At 60.9% G+C, this 18,661-nt stretch carries 16 protein-coding genes; 9 read left to right on the top strand and 7 right to left on the bottom strand.

The annotated features are described in order from the left end of the window. Positions 1-202: 202 nt before the first annotated feature. From ACTQVX_RS06870 to ACTQVX_RS06845, 6 genes are all read right to left on the bottom strand, one after another. Positions 203-997 (bottom strand): ABC transporter ATP-binding protein, encoded by a 795-nt coding sequence (locus tag ACTQVX_RS06870; protein ID WP_441032159.1) that lies wholly within the window; start codon positions 995-997, stop codon positions 203-205. Next, positions 990-1,913, bottom strand: a complete 924-nt coding sequence (locus ACTQVX_RS06865; protein WP_427718394.1) for an ABC transporter permease — start codon at positions 1,911-1,913, stop codon at positions 990-992. The genes ACTQVX_RS06870 and ACTQVX_RS06865 overlap by 8 nt, the downstream gene beginning before the upstream one ends. 203 nt (positions 1,914-2,116) lie before the next feature. Next, on the bottom strand, positions 2,117-3,097 hold the full coding sequence (locus ACTQVX_RS06860) for an ABC transporter substrate-binding protein (protein WP_427718396.1): 981 nt from the start codon (positions 3,095-3,097) through the stop codon (positions 2,117-2,119). A 158-nt stretch (positions 3,098-3,255) separates the two neighbouring features. Then, positions 3,256-4,044: a hypothetical protein gene (locus ACTQVX_RS06855; protein ID WP_427793561.1), complete on the bottom strand. Its 789-nt coding sequence runs from the start codon at positions 4,042-4,044 to the stop codon at positions 3,256-3,258. 250 nt (positions 4,045-4,294) lie between these two features. Beyond that, entirely contained in the window at positions 4,295-5,698 is a 1,404-nt protein-coding gene (asnS, locus tag ACTQVX_RS06850) for an asparagine--tRNA ligase (protein WP_441032179.1), read from the bottom strand. A gap of 178 nt (positions 5,699-5,876) precedes the next feature. After that, complete coding sequence (locus tag ACTQVX_RS06845) at positions 5,877-6,440, bottom strand: PTS sugar transporter subunit IIA (RefSeq protein ID WP_441032162.1); 564 nt, start codon at positions 6,438-6,440, stop codon at positions 5,877-5,879. A 248-nt stretch (positions 6,441-6,688) separates the two neighbouring features. Here ACTQVX_RS06845 and ACTQVX_RS06840 point away from each other — a divergent pair, with 248 nt between their 5' ends. From ACTQVX_RS06840 to ACTQVX_RS06820, 5 genes are all read left to right on the top strand, one after another. After that, positions 6,689-7,588, top strand: coding sequence for an alpha/beta hydrolase (locus tag ACTQVX_RS06840; protein WP_441032164.1), 900 nt, complete (start codon positions 6,689-6,691; stop codon positions 7,586-7,588). A gap of 364 nt (positions 7,589-7,952) precedes the next feature. Continuing rightward, the gene (feoB, locus tag ACTQVX_RS06835) at positions 7,953-10,364 is read left to right on the top strand and encodes a ferrous iron transport protein B (RefSeq protein ID WP_441560638.1); all 2,412 of its coding nucleotides are present in this window, start codon (positions 7,953-7,955) and stop codon (positions 10,362-10,364) included. Between the two features lie 123 nt (positions 10,365-10,487). Continuing rightward, a complete protein-coding gene (locus ACTQVX_RS06830) occupies positions 10,488-11,684 on the top strand; it encodes an MFS transporter (RefSeq protein WP_441032168.1) in 1,197 nt (398 codons plus the stop codon). A 153-nt stretch (positions 11,685-11,837) separates the two neighbouring features. Further along, entirely contained in the window at positions 11,838-13,214 is a 1,377-nt protein-coding gene (locus ACTQVX_RS06825) for an alpha-amylase family glycosyl hydrolase (protein WP_441032170.1), read from the top strand. Positions 13,215-13,217: 3 nt separating this feature from the next. Continuing rightward, positions 13,218-13,781 carry a uracil-DNA glycosylase family protein gene (locus ACTQVX_RS06820; protein ID WP_441032172.1) on the top strand — a complete coding sequence of 188 codons (564 nt, stop codon included), beginning with the start codon at positions 13,218-13,220 and terminating at the stop codon, positions 13,779-13,781. Between the two features lie 10 nt (positions 13,782-13,791). Here ACTQVX_RS06820 and ACTQVX_RS06815 read toward each other — a convergent pair whose 3' ends face one another. Beyond that, positions 13,792-14,442, bottom strand: coding sequence for a hypothetical protein (locus ACTQVX_RS06815; protein WP_441032174.1), 651 nt, complete (start codon positions 14,440-14,442; stop codon positions 13,792-13,794). 93 nt (positions 14,443-14,535) lie between these two features. On the opposite strand from ACTQVX_RS06815, the gene ACTQVX_RS06810 reads away from it, so the two are divergent. The 4 genes from ACTQVX_RS06810 (at position 14,536) to ACTQVX_RS06795 (ending at position 18,401) form a co-directional block, all read left to right on the top strand. Then, on the top strand, positions 14,536-15,672 hold the full coding sequence (locus ACTQVX_RS06810; protein ID WP_441032176.1) for a pyridoxal phosphate-dependent aminotransferase: 1,137 nt from the start codon (positions 14,536-14,538) through the stop codon (positions 15,670-15,672). A gap of 507 nt (positions 15,673-16,179) precedes the next feature. Further along, a complete protein-coding gene (gene rplJ, locus ACTQVX_RS06805; protein WP_117646079.1) occupies positions 16,180-16,701 on the top strand; it encodes a 50S ribosomal protein L10 in 522 nt (173 codons plus the stop codon). 102 nt (positions 16,702-16,803) lie between these two features. Beyond that, positions 16,804-17,181 carry a 50S ribosomal protein L7/L12 gene (gene rplL, locus ACTQVX_RS06800; protein WP_154514707.1) on the top strand — a complete coding sequence of 126 codons (378 nt, stop codon included), beginning with the start codon at positions 16,804-16,806 and terminating at the stop codon, positions 17,179-17,181. Between the two features lie 311 nt (positions 17,182-17,492). Next, positions 17,493-18,401 (top strand): UTP--glucose-1-phosphate uridylyltransferase, encoded by a 909-nt coding sequence (locus tag ACTQVX_RS06795; protein WP_154514705.1) that lies wholly within the window; start codon positions 17,493-17,495, stop codon positions 18,399-18,401. Positions 18,402-18,661 lie beyond the last annotated feature (260 nt).

Raw genomic sequence — 18,661 nt, 5'->3', positions numbered from 1 at the left:
GCAAGGAGTGCGGCGGTCAAGCAAGACGAGGAAGAGATCCTCTCATGGCAGTTTCCTTAGTTCTTAACCAGTGGTCCCTGCTGACGCTGGATTATCGACATAATATGCGAAAACCGCCGCAAAGGTGTCTGTCCCTTTGCGGCGGTTTTGACGTCTGCGCAGATAAAACCTGCCAAAATAAACCTGTCCCTTTTTGGTAGGTTTAGCTCAGCAGCATGCGGTCGTTGGCGAGCTCGCCGCCCGAGACCTCCTCGAACTTCTGAAGCAAGTCGGCCACGGTGAGCGATTTCTTCTCATCGCCCGCCACGTCGTAGATTACGTGGCCCTCGTGCATCATGATCAGGCGATTGCCCAGACGGATAGCGTCGTTCATGTTATGCGTGACCATGAGCGTGGTCAGGTGGTTCTCGTCGACGATCTCCTCGGTCAGATCGAGCACCTTAGAGGCCGTTTTGGGGTCGAGTGCCGCGGTATGCTCGTCGAGCAGCAGCAGGCGCGGCTTGTTGAGCGTGGCCATGAGCAGGGTGAGTGCCTGGCGCTGGCCGCCCGAGAGCAGGCCGACCTTGGCGTTGAGGCGCGTGTCCAGACCAAGGTCCAGGCGTTTGAGCAGCTTGACGTACTCGTCCTTCTCGGCCTTGGTGACGCCCCACGAAAGGCCGCGACGCTGGCCGCGACGCTTGGCGAGTGCCAGGTTCTCGGCAATTTGCATGTCGGCTGCGGTGCCGCGCATGGGGTCCTGGAACACGCGGCCCAGGTACTTGGCACGCTGCGACTCGCTCAGACGCGAGATGTCGGTGCCGTCGAGCTCGATAACGCCCGAATCGAGCGGATACACGCCGGCGATCATGTTGAGCAGCGTGGACTTGCCGGCGCCGTTGCCGCCAATCACGGTTACAAAGTCGCCATCGTTGAGGGTAAGGTCGACGCCGGTAAGAGCGCGCTTTTCGGTGACGGTGCCCTTGTTAAAGGTCTTCTTGACGTGCGAGAGCTTAAGCATCTGCCTCATCCCCCTTCGTGTAGGAGCTGCGGAGCTTATAGCGCTCCCAAACCACGGGCACGCATAGGGCCACGGCGACAATCACGGCGGAGAGCAGCTTCATGTCGTTGGCGTCCATGCCCAGCTGCAGCACGATGGCGCGGATGAGGAAGTACACCACGGAGCCAAAGACGGCGGAGGCAAGACGGACGCTAAACTGCGTGAGACCGCCGGGCAGCAGGCGGCCGAGCACCTCGCCGATAACAATGGCGGCGAGACCGATAACGATGGCGCCGGTGCCCATGCCAATGTCGGCGTACTTCTGGCTCTGGCAGATGAGCGCGCCCGAAAGGCCAATGAGGGCGTTGGAGAGCACGAGGGCGATCATCTTAGTGGAGTTGGTGTTGACGCCCAGGGCACGGATCATGTACTCGTTGTTGCCGGTGGCGCGCAGCGCCGAGCCGATCTCGGTGCCAAAGAACCAATACAGGATGGCAACGATAGCAACGGCGAGCAAGATGCCCAGGATGATGGCAACGGTGGACTGCGGCAGGCCCGTCATATTGCTGACGGCCGAGAACACGGTGCCCTTGGCAAGGATGGGCGTGTTGGATTTGCCCATGATGCGCAGGTTGATGGACCACAGGCTGATCTGGGTGAGGATTCCGGCGAGGATCGCGGGAATCTCAAAGACGGTGGTCAGAATGCCCGTGACCGCGCCCGCAATGGCGCCGGCGCACATGCCGGCCAAAACGGCCAGCAACGGGTCGGCATTGTTGTTGACGATGAGCACGGCGCAGACGCAGCCGCCGAGGGCAAAGCTGCCGTCACAGGTCATATCGGGGATGTCGAGCAGGCGGAACGTGATAAACACGCCAAGCACCATAATGCCCCAGAGGACACCCTGCGAAACGGCGCCCTGCAATGCAATGAGCATGCTTCATACCTCCTAGGATAGGGTGGACACGTGATTTTCCATAATAGCGGTACCAATGCATAAAAGAGCAGCGGACGGACATTTTGTTTTACCAAAAACAAGCAGGGCGAACGCCGGTCTTTAGCGTTCGCCCCAATGACTCAGATATTGAATAACACAGCTATGGCGCAAGCGCGTGCCTAGCTGCGTTACCGCGCATGGCGCTACTCGTCTAGAGCGGAAAGGTCGATGCCCAGGGCCTCGGCCATCTCGTCGTTCTTGACGACGACCAGATCCTTGCTCGAGAGGTGCTTGATCGGCATATCCTCGGGCTTGGCCTCGCCCTTCAGAATCTTAACGGCCATCTCGCCCGCGGCGTAGCCCAGGTCCTCATAGTTGATGGAAAGGGTGAACAGGCCGCCGGCCATGCACATGCCCTCCTCGCCGGTCACAAAAGGAAGCTTGTTCTCCTTGCAGATCTGACCGACCTGCGAAGCGCCCGCGGCGATAGTGTTGTCAGTGGGGGAGTAGAGCGCGTCGACCTTGCCTACGGCAGACTCGACGACAGACTGGATCTCGTTGGAGCTCGAGACGGTGAAATCGGTGTACTCCAGGCCCAGCTTGTCGAGTTCCTTCTTGGCGGCCTTGATCTGGACGTCGGAGTTGGACTCGGCGGTGCAGTAGAGCAGACCGACCTTTTTAACGTCGGGCAGGACCTTCTGCATCATCTCGAGCTGCTCGGCGACCGGGGTGAGGTCGGAGGCGCCGGTGACGTTGGTGCCGGGCTTGTCGTTGTCCTGGACCAGGCCGGAGGCGGCGTAGTCGGTGATGGCGCAGCCCACGATGGGGATATCGGCCGTGGCGCCGGCGGCAGCCTGTGCGGCAGGCGTGGCGATGGCGTAGATCAAGTTGACGTTGTCGCCCACAAACTTGTCGGCGATGGACTTACACGTGGACTGGTCGTTCTGGGCGTTCTTCTGGTCGATCTTGACCTTGAGTCCGCTCTTCTTGATGGCCTTGACAAAGCCGTCGTTGGCGGCGTCGAGCGCGGAGTGCTCAGTGAGCTGCAGAACGCCGATGGTGTAGTCGGAACCGGCGGCTGCAGAGCCGGAACCAGAGTTGCCGCCGCATCCGGCGAGCGGGGCCAGTGCGAGCAGGCCGGCGGAGACCAGAAGGCTCCTGCGGCTGATGGTGATGTCGTTCATGTCATTACCCCCAGTATAGAAATTGCTGGAAACACTGCACTCAAACAAAGTGCAAGTGGGTCTATAGTAGCGCCGATGCCCATTTTTTCAACAACCTGTCGGGTTTTTTAATACTGAACCGGATGGACGGCGGGGGATTCGGCGGGCAACGGCAAGACTTAGGCGGCGGGCGCGGGCCGCTCCCCCTCGTCCAGCGCGGCAAAGAGCTTCTTGCCGTCGAGCAGGCGCGTGCTAACGTTTCTCATGCGGCCGACCTCGACGGTGCGTAGGGTGTCGTCGGAGCCGTGCCCGTCGACGACCGTTCCCAGCAGATACGAGACACCGTCTCGCTGTTTGATGGCAAAAGGCCGAACGGTCATCCTCGTCACTTCGATCTTGTCATGTGTCGTGACGCTTGAAATGTCAAAGCTCACCGTGGTTCCGTGGTCGATGGCCCGCTCGATGAGCTCGCAGGTATCGATGCGTTTGGCGGGCGGTCGCGTGGTCTTGGCGGGTTTGCCCTCTGCGCTTGGTGCCGGCTCGGACGTATCGAGGTAGCCGCGAACGTCGGCGCTTGCCATGGCGACCAGATGGCGCGCTATGCTTTTCCTGGTCGCGATGGGTGTGGAGCGGTTGCGCATGACCATGCCATGGAGTCGAATGATTTCCTCGTCGGAGAGCGGTCGGGTGAGAAGTCGGTAACCCGCGCCGCGCTTGTACTCAATCTCGTATCCGGCATGTCGCAGGGCGGAAATCGCGGTATGGATGCTGCGCCGCGCTGCCGAGATGGGCATGCGAGCGGGGTCGTCGGGATGGGCGAGGCGCTCGATCAGCTCATCGGGAGGAAGCGCTTTGTCCTCACCGGTATGCTCGCTTAAGAGTTGCAGGATGCGCACAGCGCGATAGGCTGCCATGGAAGCAGCACCCCTGGTCGTGGCCTCGTAGTTCTCAACAGCGGGTTTGGCCATTGCGTTCACGTCCTTTCCGTTTTTGGGTGATGACGGTACGGAGCCTAGGACACGGGGTTTGCTTAGGGGCGCAGGGCACTCTGGGTGGTCGGTAGTCGTCGGCAAGCGGCGGATCGATTTTTCAACAGCCCTGATCAGCTGACCAAAAGCTTGACAAAAGCCTGACGGATGCTGTTGAAAAAAGCGCCCCTCGGCTTGCCGAGAGGCGCTGGTGCGACACGCTGTAACGCGCGGGACGGAGCTGTGGCGATTAGAAATCGGCGTTGCCCACGGTGCGGGGGTGCGGAAGGACGTCGCGGATGTTGCCCACACCCGTCAGGTACATGACCAAACGCTCGAAGCCCAGGCCATAGCCGGCGTGTTTGCAGGAGCCATAGCGGCGCAGGTCAAGGTAGTACTTGTACTGCTCGGGGGCCATGCCCAGGTCCTTGATGCGGGCCTCGAGAAGATCCAGGCGCTCCTCGCGCTGGGAGCCGCCGATAATCTCGCCGATACCGGGAACCAGGCAGTCGGCGGCGGCGACGGTCTTGCCGTCATCGTTCATGCGCATGTAGAAGGCCTTGATCTCTGCCGGGTAGTCGGTCACGAAGGTCGGGCGCTTAAAGTGCTCCTCGGTCAGGAAGCGCTCGTGCTCGGTCTGCAGGTCAACGCCCCAGCTGACAGGATAGTCAAACTTGTGACCGGCGGCGACGGCCTGCTCCAGGATCTCGACGGCCTCGGTGTAGGTGACGCGGGCAAAGTCGGAGTTTGCCACGTGGTTCAGGCGCTCGATCAGGCCCTTGTCCACAAACTTGTTGAGCATGTTGAGCTCGTCGGGGCAAGTGGCCATAACGTCCTTAAGAACGTACTTGAGCATGGCCTCGGCGTTATCCATGTAGTCGTTCAGGTCGGCAAAGGCCATCTCGGGCTCAATCATCCAAAACTCGGCGGCGTGGCGCGTGGTGTTGGAGTTTTCGGCGCGGAAGGTGGGGCCAAAGGTGTACACGTCGCCAAAGGCCATGGCAAAGTTCTCGGCATTGAGCTGGCCGGACACGGTAAGGCTTGCGTGCTTGCCAAAGAAGTCCTGGCTCCAGTCGACCTCTCCGGACTCGGTGAGAGGCGGATTTTTGGGGTCGAGCGTGGTCACGCGGAACATCTCGCCGGCGCCCTCGCAGTCACTCGTGGTGATGATGGGGGTGTTGACGTAGACAAAGCCCTGCTCTTGGAAGAAGCGGTGGATGGCGGCAGCCGCGACAGAGCGGATGCGGAACACGGCACGGAACAGGTTGGTGCGCGGGCGCAGGTGCTGCTGGGTACGCAGGAACTCGACGGTTGCGCGCTTCTTCTGCAGCGGGTAGTCCGGGGCGCTCGTGCCCTCTACCTCGATGGAGGTGGCAGAAAGCTCGAAAGGCTGGGGCGCATCGGGGGTCAGCTTGACGGTGCCGGTGCAAATGAGTGCAGCCGAGACGTTTTGGTGGGCGATCTCGTCGTAGTTGCCGAGCGTTTCGCGGTTCATGACGACCTGCAGGTCGCGGAAGCAGCTGCCGTCGTTGAGCGTGACGAAGCCAAAGTTCTTCATGTCGCGGACGGACTTGACCCAGCCGGCGACAGTGACGGTCTTGCCGCCGAGCGACTCGGCATCGGCATAGAGCTGCGCGATTTTGGTGCGGTTCACGTATCCTCCCATAACGGTTGAATGATAGTTATCCATATAGTTCGATATTCTAGCAGCTCGGCTCATTTGGGCTATACAGATAAGGCATTGACGGGACGGTTTTCAAACGAAAAGCGCCCGCGGCCAGATGGTCGTGGGCGCTTGCGTGTTGCCTATTGGCTGTACGGCGCAGGACTCGTTACTTGGTCTTAGCCACCAGCAGCGGGTCGCCCAGCTTGACGAGCGGGTTGCCGCCGATAAGCGTTCCAGACTCGCCGACATGGTCGATGCTCTTAAGACGATCGAGCTCGGAGATGATGACGGTCACGATGTCCTCGTGGCCAGCGGCCTTAATGGCATCGCGGTCGAAACTGATGAGCGGCTGGCCTGCCTTGACCACATCGCCCATCTCGACAAAGCGGGCAAAACCCTTGCCGTTCATTTGTACGGTGCCCAGGCCGACATGGATGAACACGCGAAGGCCGTCCTCGGTGATCATGCCAATAGAGTGGTTGGTGACGGTGGTGGCGCCGATGCGGCCGTTAGCGGGCGCATAGATGGTGCCGGTGATGGGCTCGATGCCGTAGCCCTGGCCGAGCATACCCGAGGCGATGGTCTCGTCGGGAACCTCGTTTAGATTGACGAGCACACCGTTAACGGGAGCGTAGATGACGCCTTCGCGGGTGGCGAAGCTTGCTGCGGGCGGTACGGACGCCTCGCCCGACGAGTTGAACGTGGACTTGAGCGAATCGAGCAGACCCATAGATGCCTCCAACGTATCAAGTGCGCATGTGGCGCACGCGTAGTTTTGCCGGAAACGTTTCGTGTGTGTTTACCGGCTCGGTCAGCGTCCCTATTTTACGCTGCTCAACGACGGCCCTGAGCTGGGATTATGTGATATATCAGTTGAAGGGAAACTTATTGCGGATACGTTTCGATGCCGTGCGTCCAAGTGGGGTACGCTTGAAGGCGATACATAACGTGCGCACGAATCGCGCGAAGGGAGCATATATGATCGTCGAGAGCCATGCGCTGTGGGGCGAGGAGCCGACTGAGGAATATCCGGCGACGTTTACCTATATGGGGGCCGAACCGCTGCCCGGCAAGCCCAATGGTCGTCGCCCGGCAGTGATCATCTGCGGCGGAGGCGCGTTTACGCACATCGCCCCGCATGAGCAAGATCCGGTGGCGTTTGCCTTTTTGGATCACGGGTACCAGGCCTTTGTTCTCAACTATGTCACGAGTGGCACGGGTGACGTGAGCTTTCCGCACCCCCAGGCAGATCTTGCCAAGATGGTCGCCACGGTTCGTGCGAATGCCGACGAGTGGCATGTCGATCCCAAGCGCGTGTGCGTTGTGGGCTTTTCGGCGGGCGGCATGATTTGCGCCTCGCTGGCAACGCAATGGAAGACCGGTCCCTTCGCGGCACTTGCCGGGGCGCGTCCGGACGACATTCGTCCCGATGCCGTGGTGCTGGGCTATCCATTGCTCGACTTTGCCTATGTCCGCGACATGCAGACGCGCGATCCGCGCATCGACTTGCGCGTGCCCAAGACAGGTGGCAAGACGGGACGCGATTTGCTCAACGACTACCTGTCGATGGTGACGGGTGGCGAGGCCACCGAAGAGCACCTGGCCGATATCTGCCCTACCACGCATGTTTCGCGTCAGATGCCGCCGACCTTTGTGTGGGGCGTGTCCGATGACAAAACGGCGCCGATCGAGCAGGTCTATCCGTTTGCTCAGCGCATGGCCGAGGAGGGCGTCGCTTGCGAGATGCACGTCTTTGACCAAGGCGGTCACGGCCTTTCGCTCGGCAATGCCAATACCGCGGTCGACAACGAGGACAAACAGGTGGCGGTTCGCCCTTGGATTCGCCTAGCCTTCCGCTTCCTGGAGCGCCATCTGTAAGAGTAAGAGGGCCAGTCCCTCCCGTCCCTCATAACTTGCGGTGAAATAGTTCCTGTTTTTGCTGGTTAAAGCCCCAAGCAGGAACTATTCCACCGCAGCTTCGTTTTGATGCCCGGACCGGAAACCGCGTCCCAGTTTTGTCCGCAGTCCCAGCTTCAGAGTGGGACGCGGTTTCCCCGAGAGGACCCATCGGGAAATCGGGGACCGGAATTCGCCTGAGTAGTGGGATGCAGTTTCCGCAGCAGACTCGTCTGGAAAACTGGGGCCCGGAATCCCCATTGCAACAATCTGTTGATTGAACGTCGCTGCATGTTCGCGCTATCATGCATGGTTAAAATTGGTTAGCCATGGCAAACGGTTAGCAATGGTGAACATAAATGCAACGCCCTGTGGGCGTCGGGGGAGGAACACGGACGTGAAGCTCGATACACTCGAGATTGGAAAGGACGCCGTTGTCGCATCGGTGGCATCGGACGATCAGGCACTCCGACAGCATATTTTGGACATGGGCTTAACGCCGGGCACCGAAGTCACCATGATGAAGTACGCCCCCATGGGCGACCCGCTCGAGATTCGCCTGCGTGGCTACGAGTTGACGCTGCGCAAAGACGATGCTGCTCGCATTGAGCTCGTGGGTATTCACGACACCGATACGAGCCCGCGCGTTAACGCCGCAATCGGCACGACGGAGCACCCGGCGCTCGGTGAGGGGACGTATTCGCCCCGCGCGGCAAAAACGGCCGTGCCCGAGGGCGCGCCGCTGCACTTTGCCCTCGCCGGCAACCAAAATTGCGGCAAGACCACGCTGTTCAACCAGCTGACGGGTTCCAACCAACATGTTGGTAACTTTCCCGGCGTGACGGTCGACCGCAAGGACGGTACTGTCCGTAACCATCCCGAGGCGAGCGTTACCGACCTGCCCGGTATTTATTCGTTGTCGCCGTACACGGGCGAGGAGATTGTCAGCCGTCAATTCATCCTTGACGAGCATCCCGACGCCATCATCGACATCATCGATGCCACCAATATCGAGCGCAACCTCTACCTGACGCTGCAGCTTATGGAGCTCGACTGCCCCATGGTCATCGCGCTCAACATGATGGACGAGGTGACGGCCAACGGCGGCGCCGTGGATGTCAACCTGCTCGAGAGCCTGTTGGGCGTGCCTGTTGTCCCCATTAGCGCTGCCCGCAACGAGGGTATCGGCGAGCTGGTGGATCACGCTCTGCATGTGGCGCGGTTCCGCGAGCGCCCGGGTCGCCTGGACTTCTGCGCGCCCGATGGCCCGGACGGCGGCGCGCTGCATCGCTGCATCCACGGCATTGCCAACCTGATCGAGGACCATGCCGTGACGGCCCGCATTCCGGTGCGTTTTGCGGCGACCAAGCTGGTTGAGGACGACGAGCTGGTGACCGAGGCACTTCACCTGGATCGCAACGAACTTGACGCTATCGAGCACATCATTACCCAGATGGAGGGCGAGGCTGGCACCGACCGCCTGTCCGCGCTGGCCGATATGCGCTTTAGCTTTATCGGCGACGTGTGTGGGCGCTGCGTGGTGAAGCCGCACGAGAGCCGCGAACACGTGCGCTCCGTCAAGATCGACCGCATCCTGACGGGCCGCTACACGGCCATCCCGGCGTTTCTGGTGATCATGGGCCTCGTCTTTTGGCTGACGTTTGGCGTGATTGGCGCGGCGTTGCAGGGACTTATGGAGGACGGCATCGCTGCCATCATCGCCTCGGCCGATGCGGGTCTCAAGGCGTTTGGAACCAACGACGTGGTGCGCTCGCTGGCTGTCGACGGCGTGCTTACGGGCGTGGGTAGCGTGCTGTCCTTCCTGCCGATTATCGTCGTGCTCTTCTTGTTCCTCTCCATTCTGGAAGACTCCGGCTACATGGCGCGCGTGGCCTTTGTCATGGATAAGGTGCTGCGTCGCTTTGGCCTGTCGGGCCGCAGCTTCGTGCCCATGCTCGTCGGTTTTGGCTGCACCGTGCCGGCTATCATGTCGACCCGTACACTCCCATCCGAGCATGATCGCAAGATGACGGTCATGCTCACGCCGTTTATGAGCTGCTCGGCCAAGCTGCCGGTTTACGGCTTGCTGTGCGGAGTATTCTTCCCGCAGGCGACGGTCCCCGCCATGGTCTCGCTCTATCTGATTGGCATTGCGGTCGGTTGCATCGCGGCATTGGTGCTCAACCGCACGGCATTTAAGGGCGACCCGGTGCCGTTTATCATGGAGCTTCCCAACTACCGCCTGCCGAGCATCAAGACGACGGTGATGCTGGCGTGGGATAAGGCCAAGGACTTTATTACCAAGGCCTTTACCATCATCTTTGCCGCCACCGTGGTCATCTGGTTCCTCCAGACGTTTGACATCCGCTTTAATGTGGTCGCCGATCAGTCGCAGAGTCTACTTGCCGGTCTGGGTAGCATCATCGCGCCGGCGTTGGCGCCGCTTGGCTTTGGCGACTGGCGTGCATCCACGGCGCTCGTCACCGGACTTATCGCCAAGGAGAGCGTCATCTCGACCCTCACCGTGCTTTTGGATGCAACGTCACCCGCGGCGCTGTCGACCATGTTTTCGCCGTTTACCGCCTACGTGTTCTTGGTCTTTACGCTGCTGTACCCGCCCTGCGTGGCGGCAATCGGTGCCGTCAAGAGCGAGTTGGGCGCGCGCTATGCCGTTGCCGTGTTCGCGTTTCAGGTGATGGTCGCCTGGATTGTGGCGTTTGTCGTGCATTCGGCGGGCATATTGCTGGGGTTGGCTTAGCTATTTATTGACGGCGCAACCTCTGTGTATTGAGTTGATTGCGGCCCCGCATCTGTACTGACGGATGCGGGGCCGTTGCTATATAATCGCCCACCGCCCAAGACAATCGGAGAGGTTTCCTACATGACTCAGGCAAGACAAGATGGCATCTCGCTCAAGCAGTGGCTCCCGCTTATCGGGCTCGCCTGCTGCGCGTTCGTGTTCAACACATCGGAGTTCATGCCCATCGGCCTTCTGACTGATATTGCCGTATCGTTCTCGCTCACCGAGGCCCAGGCAGGCATCATGATTTCGGTCTACGCCTGGGGCGTCATGCTGCTGTCGCTGCCGCTTATGGTGTTTGCCTCGCGCTTTGAGTTCAAGCGTATGCTGCTCGGCGTGCTCGCCGTGTTCTCTCTGGGTCAGTTCCTGTCCGCCGTGGCGCCCACCTATCCTATTTTAGTCTGCGCACGCCTGGTGGTCGCTTGCGCACATGCCGTGTTCTGGTCGGTCGCCTCGATTATGGCCTCGCGCCTGGTCGACGCCCGTCACGGGGCGCTCGCCATCAGCATGATCGCCACGGGCTCGTCCATCGCACAGATCTTTGGCCTGCCGATCGGCCGCGCCATCGGCCTGGCCGTGAGCTGGCGCATGACGTTTGCCGTGGTCGGGGCCTTTTCTGCCGCCGCGGTGGTGTACCAGGCAGCGGTGTTCCCGGCCATGCCGGCGGGTGAGCGCTTTGCCGTTAAACAGCTGCCCGAGCTGCTCAAGAACCCGTTCCTCATCGCGCTCTACGCGGTCACGGTTTTTATGGCGACCGGCTATTACACAGGCTACAGCTATATCGAGCCCTTCCTGGCGCAGGTCGCGCACGTCGACGCGGGCGCCATTACCATGACGCTGACGGCGTTTGGCTGCTCCGGTCTGGTGGGCAGCTGGCTGTTTGGCCGCCTGTTCGACGGGCACCGCTTCCCGTTTTTGGCTATCACGCTCTCCGGCGTGCCAGCGGCCCTGCTGCTCATGGGTCCGGCCGCATCGTCGCTCGCAGCAGTGCTTGCTGTCTGCGTGCTGTGGGGCTGCTGCGCCACGGCCTTTAACGTGGCATTCCAGGCCGAGCTTATCAAGTACACGCCCGCGGATTCGTCGGCTGTCGCCATGTCGATCTTCTCGGGCCTGTTTAATCTGGGTATCGGCACGGGCACCGCGATCGGCGGCGCCGTGGTTTCGGGTCCCGGTATCGCCTGGATCGGCTTCGTGGGCGGGGCGATTGCCGTCGTGGGCGTCATCCTCGCCATCACGGTGATGTTCCCGGCCATCCGTCGCGCCAAGCCCGTCGCCTAATCACGTTCCCTCATCAGTTGCGGTGGAATAGTTCCTGTTTAAGGCCTCTGAAGGCCCAAGCAGGAACTATTCCACCGCAACTTATTTTGGGGAAGAGGATGCAAGCTGGGCATACAATGGATGTCGTTGTGTTGAGCTTACCGGGAGGCTGCTATGTGGGCATACGAGACGACGTTCTATCAGATCTATCCGCTGGGCTTTTGCGGAGCTCCGCGCGAAAACGCCGCGCCCGTTGCCGAGGATGAGCTTGCCCAGGCCGCCAACGACGCGCCCAACCCCGATGCCCCCATCATGAAAATCGCCCAATGGGCCGACTACCTGCAGGAACTAGGTATTGGCGCTGTGCTCATCAACCCACCGCTCGAGTCCGATAGCCATGGCTACGACACGCGCAGCCTGCGCCACATCGACCGTCGCCTGGGTGGGGATGCCGACTTTGCCGCCGTGTGCGAGACGCTGCATGCCCACGGCATCCGCGTGGTGCTCGACGCCGTCTTCAACCACGTCGGTCGCGGCTTTTGGGCCTTCCGCGATGTGCAGGAGCGCAAGTGGGACTCGCCCTACAAGGACTGGTTCCACATCAGCTTTGACGGCGACTCGTGCTACGGCGACGGCTTTTGGTACGAGGGCTGGGAAGGCCATTTTGAGCTCGTGAAGCTTAACCTGCAAAACCCCGCCGTGGTCGATTACCTGCTCGAGTCCGTGCGCCGTTGGGCCGATGTCTTTGGCGTCGACGGTCTGCGCCTGGACGTCGCCTATATGCTCGACCGCGACTTTATGCGCCGCCTGCACGCCTTTGCCCGTGAGCTCAAGCCCGATTTTGTGCTGATCGGCGAGACGCTCCACGGCGACTACAACCAGATCGTCAACGACGAGATGCTCGACTCCTGCACCAACTACGAGTGTTACAAGGGACTGTACTCCAGCTTTAACTCGATCAACATGTTCGAGATCGCCCACTCGCTGCACCGTCAGTTTGGCGGCGACCCGTGGTGCATCTACCGCGGCAAGCACCTGCTGTCGTTTGTCGACAACCACGATGTGCCACGCCTGGCGAGCATCCTCACCGACAAGTCCTGTCTGCGTCCCGCCTATGGCATGCTCTTTGGTATGCCGGGCATCCCGTGCATCTACTATGGCAGCGAGTGGGGAATTGCTGGCGAAAAGGGCGGCCCCGATGGCGACTGGGCGCTGCGCCCTGCGCTCGATGAGCCTGCGCCCAACGAGCTGACGGCGTTCATCACACAGCTTACGCACCTGCGCTCGGCCGACGACGCGGCGGCACGCGCTCTCAGCTACGGCGCGTACCGCAACGTGGTGATTCAGAACAAACAGCTGCTGTTCGAGCGCGCCTGCGACGACGCGACGGTGCTCGTGGCGGTCAATGCCGTGAACGAGCCTTATACCTTTGGAGCCGGCGAACTCAACGGTTCCTTCGTCGACCTACTTGCCGACGATGCACCCACGGTCGAGCTGACGGGTGCGCTTGAACTTGCGCCCTACGAGGTGCGCTATCTGTTGAGGGCCTAGGTCATGGCGGCGTCAGACGAGGGCTATCAACATATTGAGCATGGGTTTGAGCCCGTGTTCGACCAGCGCTCGCGCGTTTTGGTGCTCGGGTCGTTTCCCTCGGTGCTTTCGCGCGCCAATGCCTTTTATTACGGCAACCCTCAGAATCGCTTTTGGCGCGTGATGGCCGCGTGCCTTGGTGTGCCTGCACCACCCAACGAGGGCGACCCTTTGGTGGGCGGCGAGCCCGCGACGCTCGACGCCTCTATTGCCGCCAAGCGATCCATGCTTCTGAACGGTGGTGTGGCCCTGTGGGATGTGGTCGAGAGCTGCGACATTAAGGGGTCGAGCGACGCGAGCATCAAAAACGTTGTGCCGGCATATATCGAACGCATCACTGGAGCTGTGCCCATCGAGCGGGTGGTATGCAACGGAGGTACGGCGGGGCGCCTTTATAAGCGCTATCTACAGGAGCGGACGGGTCTGCCCGCTGTCGTATTGCCGTCAACTAGTCCCGCTAACGCGGCCTGGCGCCTGGAGCGGCTTGTCGAGCGCTGGCGCGGGGCAGTTGACTGGATCGCACGGTAATCTAGATCCTTTATTGAGCATGGGCGCCGAGGCGTTTGATGATGGCATGCCAGATTGGTGCGGGCACGGCGGGCTTGGCGCGCACCATGCCGTCGGCATCGACACTGTCGGCATCGCCGCCGCCAAGCAGCTGCGCATGCTCTATGGAGCAGCCCATGCGTACGGCGCCTACAAGCTTATCCATCGCTTCGGAAAATGGCCGGCGTAAGAGGCCCATACGCGGGGAGTGGCGAAGCGCCGCAATACCGCTGCCGGCGCAGATGACAACGCCACCGCACCATGGCAGGTCACGTAGAATACATGCCCGGTACAGGTGGTCGAGGACTTCGTCCGCCTGCTTGTTGTTTTTTGACAGGGCCTGGACGACGACATAGACGCGTGTCTCTGTATCCCCGAAGCGATCGAGCACCTGCTCGACAGCGATCATCGCCTCATCATCAAATGCATCATCAACAGTGAACACCATGCCATCGACAACACCGGCATCATCCGCCTCCAAATCGACCGAACGGGGGAGCGCGGTGCCGGAAAGCTGAACATAGGCGGCGATGGCATCCTGCAGGTCCCAAAGCAAAAACTCAAGATCGGCGCTCTCGGGAATACTGATATACGCAATGGTTTGCAACGTTTTTGGTACATCGCCGCGTGCAGTTGTCTCCATGCCGCCTCCTTTCCGGTTGGTTTCCGTTTAGGTTACACCGTCTGGTGGCGCGCGGGCGCGCTATCCTAGTGCAACCCTTACGAAAGGAATGCCATGCGACTGCCCATGAACACCTCGCTTGCCACGCTCAAGCCCTCCGGCATTCGCCGGATCAACGCACTCGCCGCCCAGCACCCGGGGTGCATCGCGCTCGCGCTTGGCGAGCCCGATTTTCCCACGCCCGATGTGATTAGCGCCGAGGTGACCGCCGCGCTGGGCCGCGGCGACACGCACTATCCGCCCAACAACGGTCGCCCCGCCCTGCGCGAGGCGCTGTCTACCTACATGGGAGACGCGGGCCTTACGTTTTCGGCCGACGAGGTCATCCTGACCGACGGCGCGACCGAGGCCCTGTCGGCAACATTTATGGCCATGCTCAACCCCGGCGACGAGGTTATTATCCCCACGCCGGCCTTTGGCCTGTACGAGAGCATCGTCGTGGCCAACCACGCCAAAGCGCTCTTTTTGGATACGGAGCCCGCGCAATTTCAGATTGACGAGGAAGCGCTTCGCGCCTGCGTGACGCCGGCGACTAAGGCCATCGTCATCTGCACGCCCAACAATCCTACGGGCTGTATCCTCGACGCGGCATCGCTCGACGCCGTGGCACACGTGGCAGAGCAAGCGGGCATCTACGTAATCTGCGACGACGTATATAACCGCCTGGTCTATGTGGATGGCTATGAGCGCTTTGCCCAGCGCCACCCGGAGCTACGCGAGCAGACGGTGGTCATCGAGAGCTTCTCCAAGCCATGGGCTATGACCGGCTGGCGCTTGGGCTGGCTCGCAGCTGCAGCCCCCGTCATCGCCGAGATCGCAAAAGCTCACCAATACCTAGTATCAAGCGCCGTCTCCTTTGAGATGGACGCCGCAGCCCGAGCCCTGACCGTCGACCCAACCCCCATGCTCAAAGTCTACCGAGCTCGCCGCGAACGCGTGCTCGCAGCCTTAGACACCATGGGCCTCGACGTAGTGGAACCAGCCGGCGCCTTCTACGCTTTCCCCAGCATCAAACAATTCGGCCTAACAAGCGAAGACTTCTGCATCAAAGCCATCAAAGAAGCCAACGTAGCCCTAGTCCCCGGAGACTGCTTCGGCACCGAAGGCCACGTCCGCTTAAGCTACTGCGTCTCCGACCAAGATCTGGACGAAGGCCTCCGCCGCCTGTCCACCTTCATTTCGACTTTGTAGTCCTCAGGGATGCAACACATCAGCCCACCGACATAAGGATTGTGAGTGGGGCGCGTCGGCCAACGGCAACCCTGGCTGCCCCAAAGTCAACACAGGTCGCGCCGCCAAAGGCCAGGCGCAAGCTTTTCGTAGATTCCGCACGAGCCGAAGAGCACTAAATGTGCTCTTCGTGCGAGCCCAGGACCTGACCGAGCGAAAAGCTTGCGCCTGGCCTTTGGCGGCGCGACCGAGATGGTGGAATTGTGTGCAGCCAGGGTTGCCGTTGACCGAAGCCGGGGTCCCCGCCATAATACTTTCGGTTCACGCACGAATCCGCTGCCAGAGACAGCCGGTGCAAACGGGCATTGCCCGCGAGCTTAATGGGATATCCCGCCAGCCGAGGTGGTCGAGTAGATATGTCTTCTCGCCCCCGTCGCTCATGCAGCGCGGGGGCTTTCTTTTTGGACATGCCCCCGTCACGTCCTTGTGGCGGACCGTGCCCGGAAAGAATTCGAGGAGGTGTAATTCATGCCCCAGCAGTACAAAATCGACAAGGTTGCAGAGATCGAGTCCCGTATCGCCGAGAATGCCGGTCTGTTCGTCGTCAACTACAACGGTCTGACGGTTAAGCAGGCTCAGGAGCTGCGTCATCAGCTTCGCGAGTGCGGCGCCGAGATGAAGGTCTACAAGAACAACCTGGTCAAGATCGCTCTCAAGAACCAGGAGCAGCCCGAGCTCGACGAGATCCTCGCCGGCCCCGTCGCTTATGTGTTCTACGAGACCGAGCCGGTCGAGGCCGCTAAGACCCTTAAGGACTTCTCCGCTAAGTCCAAGGGCGTCCTTGAGATCAAGGGCGGTATCTCCGACGGCAAGGCCGTTTCCGCTGATGATGTTAAGGCTATCGCCGAGCTGCCCACCAAGGACCAGCTTCTCGGCCAGATCGCCGGTCTCATCTCCGGTTTCGCTCGCGACATCGCTGTCTGCGTCAACGGCGTTTCCTCTGGTCTCGCTCGTTCGATCCAGCAGGTCTCCGAGCAGAAGGCAGCCTAGTCGCTGTTTTCACCCGCGGCGGCAACGCCGCACCCCTGGCGCATTCGCGCCGTGTTTTAACTGATCTCCGTGCACAGACACGGAAACCGAAAGGACTTAGAAATGGCTAAGCTTACCACCGATGAGATCATCGATGCTCTTAAGGAAATGACCCTTCTCGAGGCTTCCGAGCTCGTTAAGGCTATCGAGGACACCTTCGGCGTTTCCGCCGCTGCTCCTGCCGCTGTTGTCGCCGCTCCCGCTGCTGGCGCTGCTGAGGCCGAGGAGAAGACCGAGTTTGACGTCGTGCTCGAGGGCTTCGGCGACAACAAGATCCAGGTCATCAAGGCCGTCCGTGAGCTCACCAACCTTGGCCTGAAGGAGGCCAAGGAGGTCGTCGAGAGCGCTCCCAAGGCTGTTCTCGAGGGCGCCAAGAAGGAGGACGCCGAGGCTGCCAAGGAGAAGCTCGAGGCTGCTGGCGCTGCTGTCACCCTCAAGTAATCAGGCTTTCTCGCCAGATTTCTTTGCAGACGGGGTTCGCATTGCGAGCCCCGTCTTTTTTGTTTTGCCCCCTCATTCCCATTGCTCGGCACGCAGAACACCGCTGTCTTCGCCGTGCCAATCCCGTTACCGCTGGGGCATAAAATTGCACCATTCGAGCAATAATTTGCGTTGACCTGCTGAAGAATTGCGTTTGCCTTACGGCGACGTATGTCTCCGGCGGTAAGATACTTCGGTATCGCAATTTGGTCTGCGGCCGCCGTGCCGCACGCTTGGGGCGCTTTGCGCCTGCGAAAGGATCCTTGAATAATATGAAGGCAATCATCCCCGCCGCCGGTCTAGGCACGCGTTTTCTGCCTGGCACTAAGTGCACGCCCAAAGAGATGCTGCCGGTTCTCGACAAGCCGGTTATCCAGTACGTCGTTGAGGAGGCGCTCGCTCCCGAGGAGGTCGATGATGCTATCATCGTCACCTCTCCTGGCAAGCCCGAGCTGTTGAACTACTTCCAGCCCGATCGTTCGCTCGAGAACCTGCTGCGCGAGCGCGGCAAAGATGCATATGCCGATGCCGTTGCCCACGCAGGCGGTATGCCGGTCGACTTCCGTTATCAGTACGAGCCCAAGGGCCTCGGCCATGCCATTCGCTCGGCGGCCGATGCTGTGGCGGGGGAGAACTTCCTGGTTCTTCTGGGCGACTACGTTGTGCCCAACCATGACATTTGCGACAAGATGCTTGCCGTTTCCAAGGAGCATGGCGGCGCTTCGGTTATCGCTGTTGCCGCGTGTGCTCCCGAGGAGGTCAGCCGCTATGGCGTTATCGCCGGCGAGCGCGTGGGCTCCCTCGAGGGCGCTGAGGGCGTTGGCGATGCCGAGCCGGGCGCCGTGTGGCGTATCGGCGGCTTGGTGGAGAAGCCTGCTCCCGAGGCTGCGCCTTCTAACCTTTACATCGTCGGACGCTATCTGCTGAGCCCGCTGGTCATGGAGCTGCTTGCCGACCAGCAGGCCGGCAAGGGCGGCGAGATCCAGCTGACCGACGCCATGGCCCGTTCGCTCGACCGCGAGGCCATGTACGCCGTCGTCATCGATCCTCTGTCGGGCTACGACACCGGCACGCCTTCTGGCTGGATGGCCACCAACGCCCTTATGGCCGCAAGCGATCCCCGCTTTGCCGATGCCTTCTGGGATGCCATCGACGAGCGCGGCGGCTTGATGCGCAAGTAAACAGCGCTTACGGGTGCGGACTTCGGTCTGCACCCGTTTTTTTGCGAACTGCCGCTTAGCTCCGGAAAGTGCGACCCACAATTTGGTCGAATTCTGGGATGCGCTTTCCGGCTGAAGACCCTAGCGGAAAGCGCATCCCAGAGTATCGGCGGGACTGCGGACAAAAAGTTGGACCGTTGAGGTCCGGAACGGAGTCCGCATGGCATACAGTAGGAGAATGGTGGAGAGGGCCAGGGCGCTTCGCGGCGCCGGGCTCACCG

The sequence above is a fragment of the Collinsella sp. LCP19S3_A6 genome, from assembly GCF_052122015.1.
Taxonomy (GTDB): domain Bacteria; phylum Actinomycetota; class Coriobacteriia; order Coriobacteriales; family Coriobacteriaceae; genus Collinsella.
The sequence above is the reverse complement of the archived record's forward strand: the minus strand, read 5'-3'. Positions and strand labels throughout refer to the sequence as shown.

What these genes read in the sequence shown, in the direction of transcription:
- ACTQVX_RS06870 (WP_441032159.1), bottom strand. Translation starts at nt 997, where the DNA reads ATGCTTAAGCTCTCGCACGTCAAGAAGACCTTTAACAAGGGCACCGTC.
- ACTQVX_RS06865 (WP_427718394.1), bottom strand. Translation starts at nt 1,913, where the DNA reads ATGCTCATTGCATTGCAGGGCGCCGTTTCGCAGGGTGTCCTCTGGGGC.
- ACTQVX_RS06860 (WP_427718396.1), bottom strand. Translation starts at nt 3,097, where the DNA reads ATGAACGACATCACCATCAGCCGCAGGAGCCTTCTGGTCTCCGCCGGC.
- ACTQVX_RS06855 (WP_427793561.1), bottom strand. Translation starts at nt 4,044, where the DNA reads ATGGCCAAACCCGCTGTTGAGAACTACGAGGCCACGACCAGGGGTGCT.
- ACTQVX_RS06845 (WP_441032162.1), bottom strand. Translation starts at nt 6,440, where the DNA reads ATGGGTCTGCTCGATTCGCTCAAGTCCACGTTCAACTCGTCGGGCGAG.
- ACTQVX_RS06840 (WP_441032164.1), top strand. Translation starts at nt 6,689, where the DNA reads ATGATCGTCGAGAGCCATGCGCTGTGGGGCGAGGAGCCGACTGAGGAA.
- feoB (WP_441560638.1), top strand. Translation starts at nt 7,953, where the DNA reads ATGGTGAACATAAATGCAACGCCCTGTGGGCGTCGGGGGAGGAACACG.
- ACTQVX_RS06830 (WP_441032168.1), top strand. Translation starts at nt 10,488, where the DNA reads ATGACTCAGGCAAGACAAGATGGCATCTCGCTCAAGCAGTGGCTCCCG.
- ACTQVX_RS06825 (WP_441032170.1), top strand. Translation starts at nt 11,838, where the DNA reads ATGTGGGCATACGAGACGACGTTCTATCAGATCTATCCGCTGGGCTTT.
- ACTQVX_RS06820 (WP_441032172.1), top strand. Translation starts at nt 13,218, where the DNA reads ATGGCGGCGTCAGACGAGGGCTATCAACATATTGAGCATGGGTTTGAG.
- ACTQVX_RS06815 (WP_441032174.1), bottom strand. Translation starts at nt 14,442, where the DNA reads ATGGAGACAACTGCACGCGGCGATGTACCAAAAACGTTGCAAACCATT.
- ACTQVX_RS06810 (WP_441032176.1), top strand. Translation starts at nt 14,536, where the DNA reads ATGCGACTGCCCATGAACACCTCGCTTGCCACGCTCAAGCCCTCCGGC.
- rplJ (WP_117646079.1), top strand. Translation starts at nt 16,180, where the DNA reads ATGCCCCAGCAGTACAAAATCGACAAGGTTGCAGAGATCGAGTCCCGT.
- rplL (WP_154514707.1), top strand. Translation starts at nt 16,804, where the DNA reads ATGGCTAAGCTTACCACCGATGAGATCATCGATGCTCTTAAGGAAATG.
- ACTQVX_RS06795 (WP_154514705.1), top strand. Translation starts at nt 17,493, where the DNA reads ATGAAGGCAATCATCCCCGCCGCCGGTCTAGGCACGCGTTTTCTGCCT.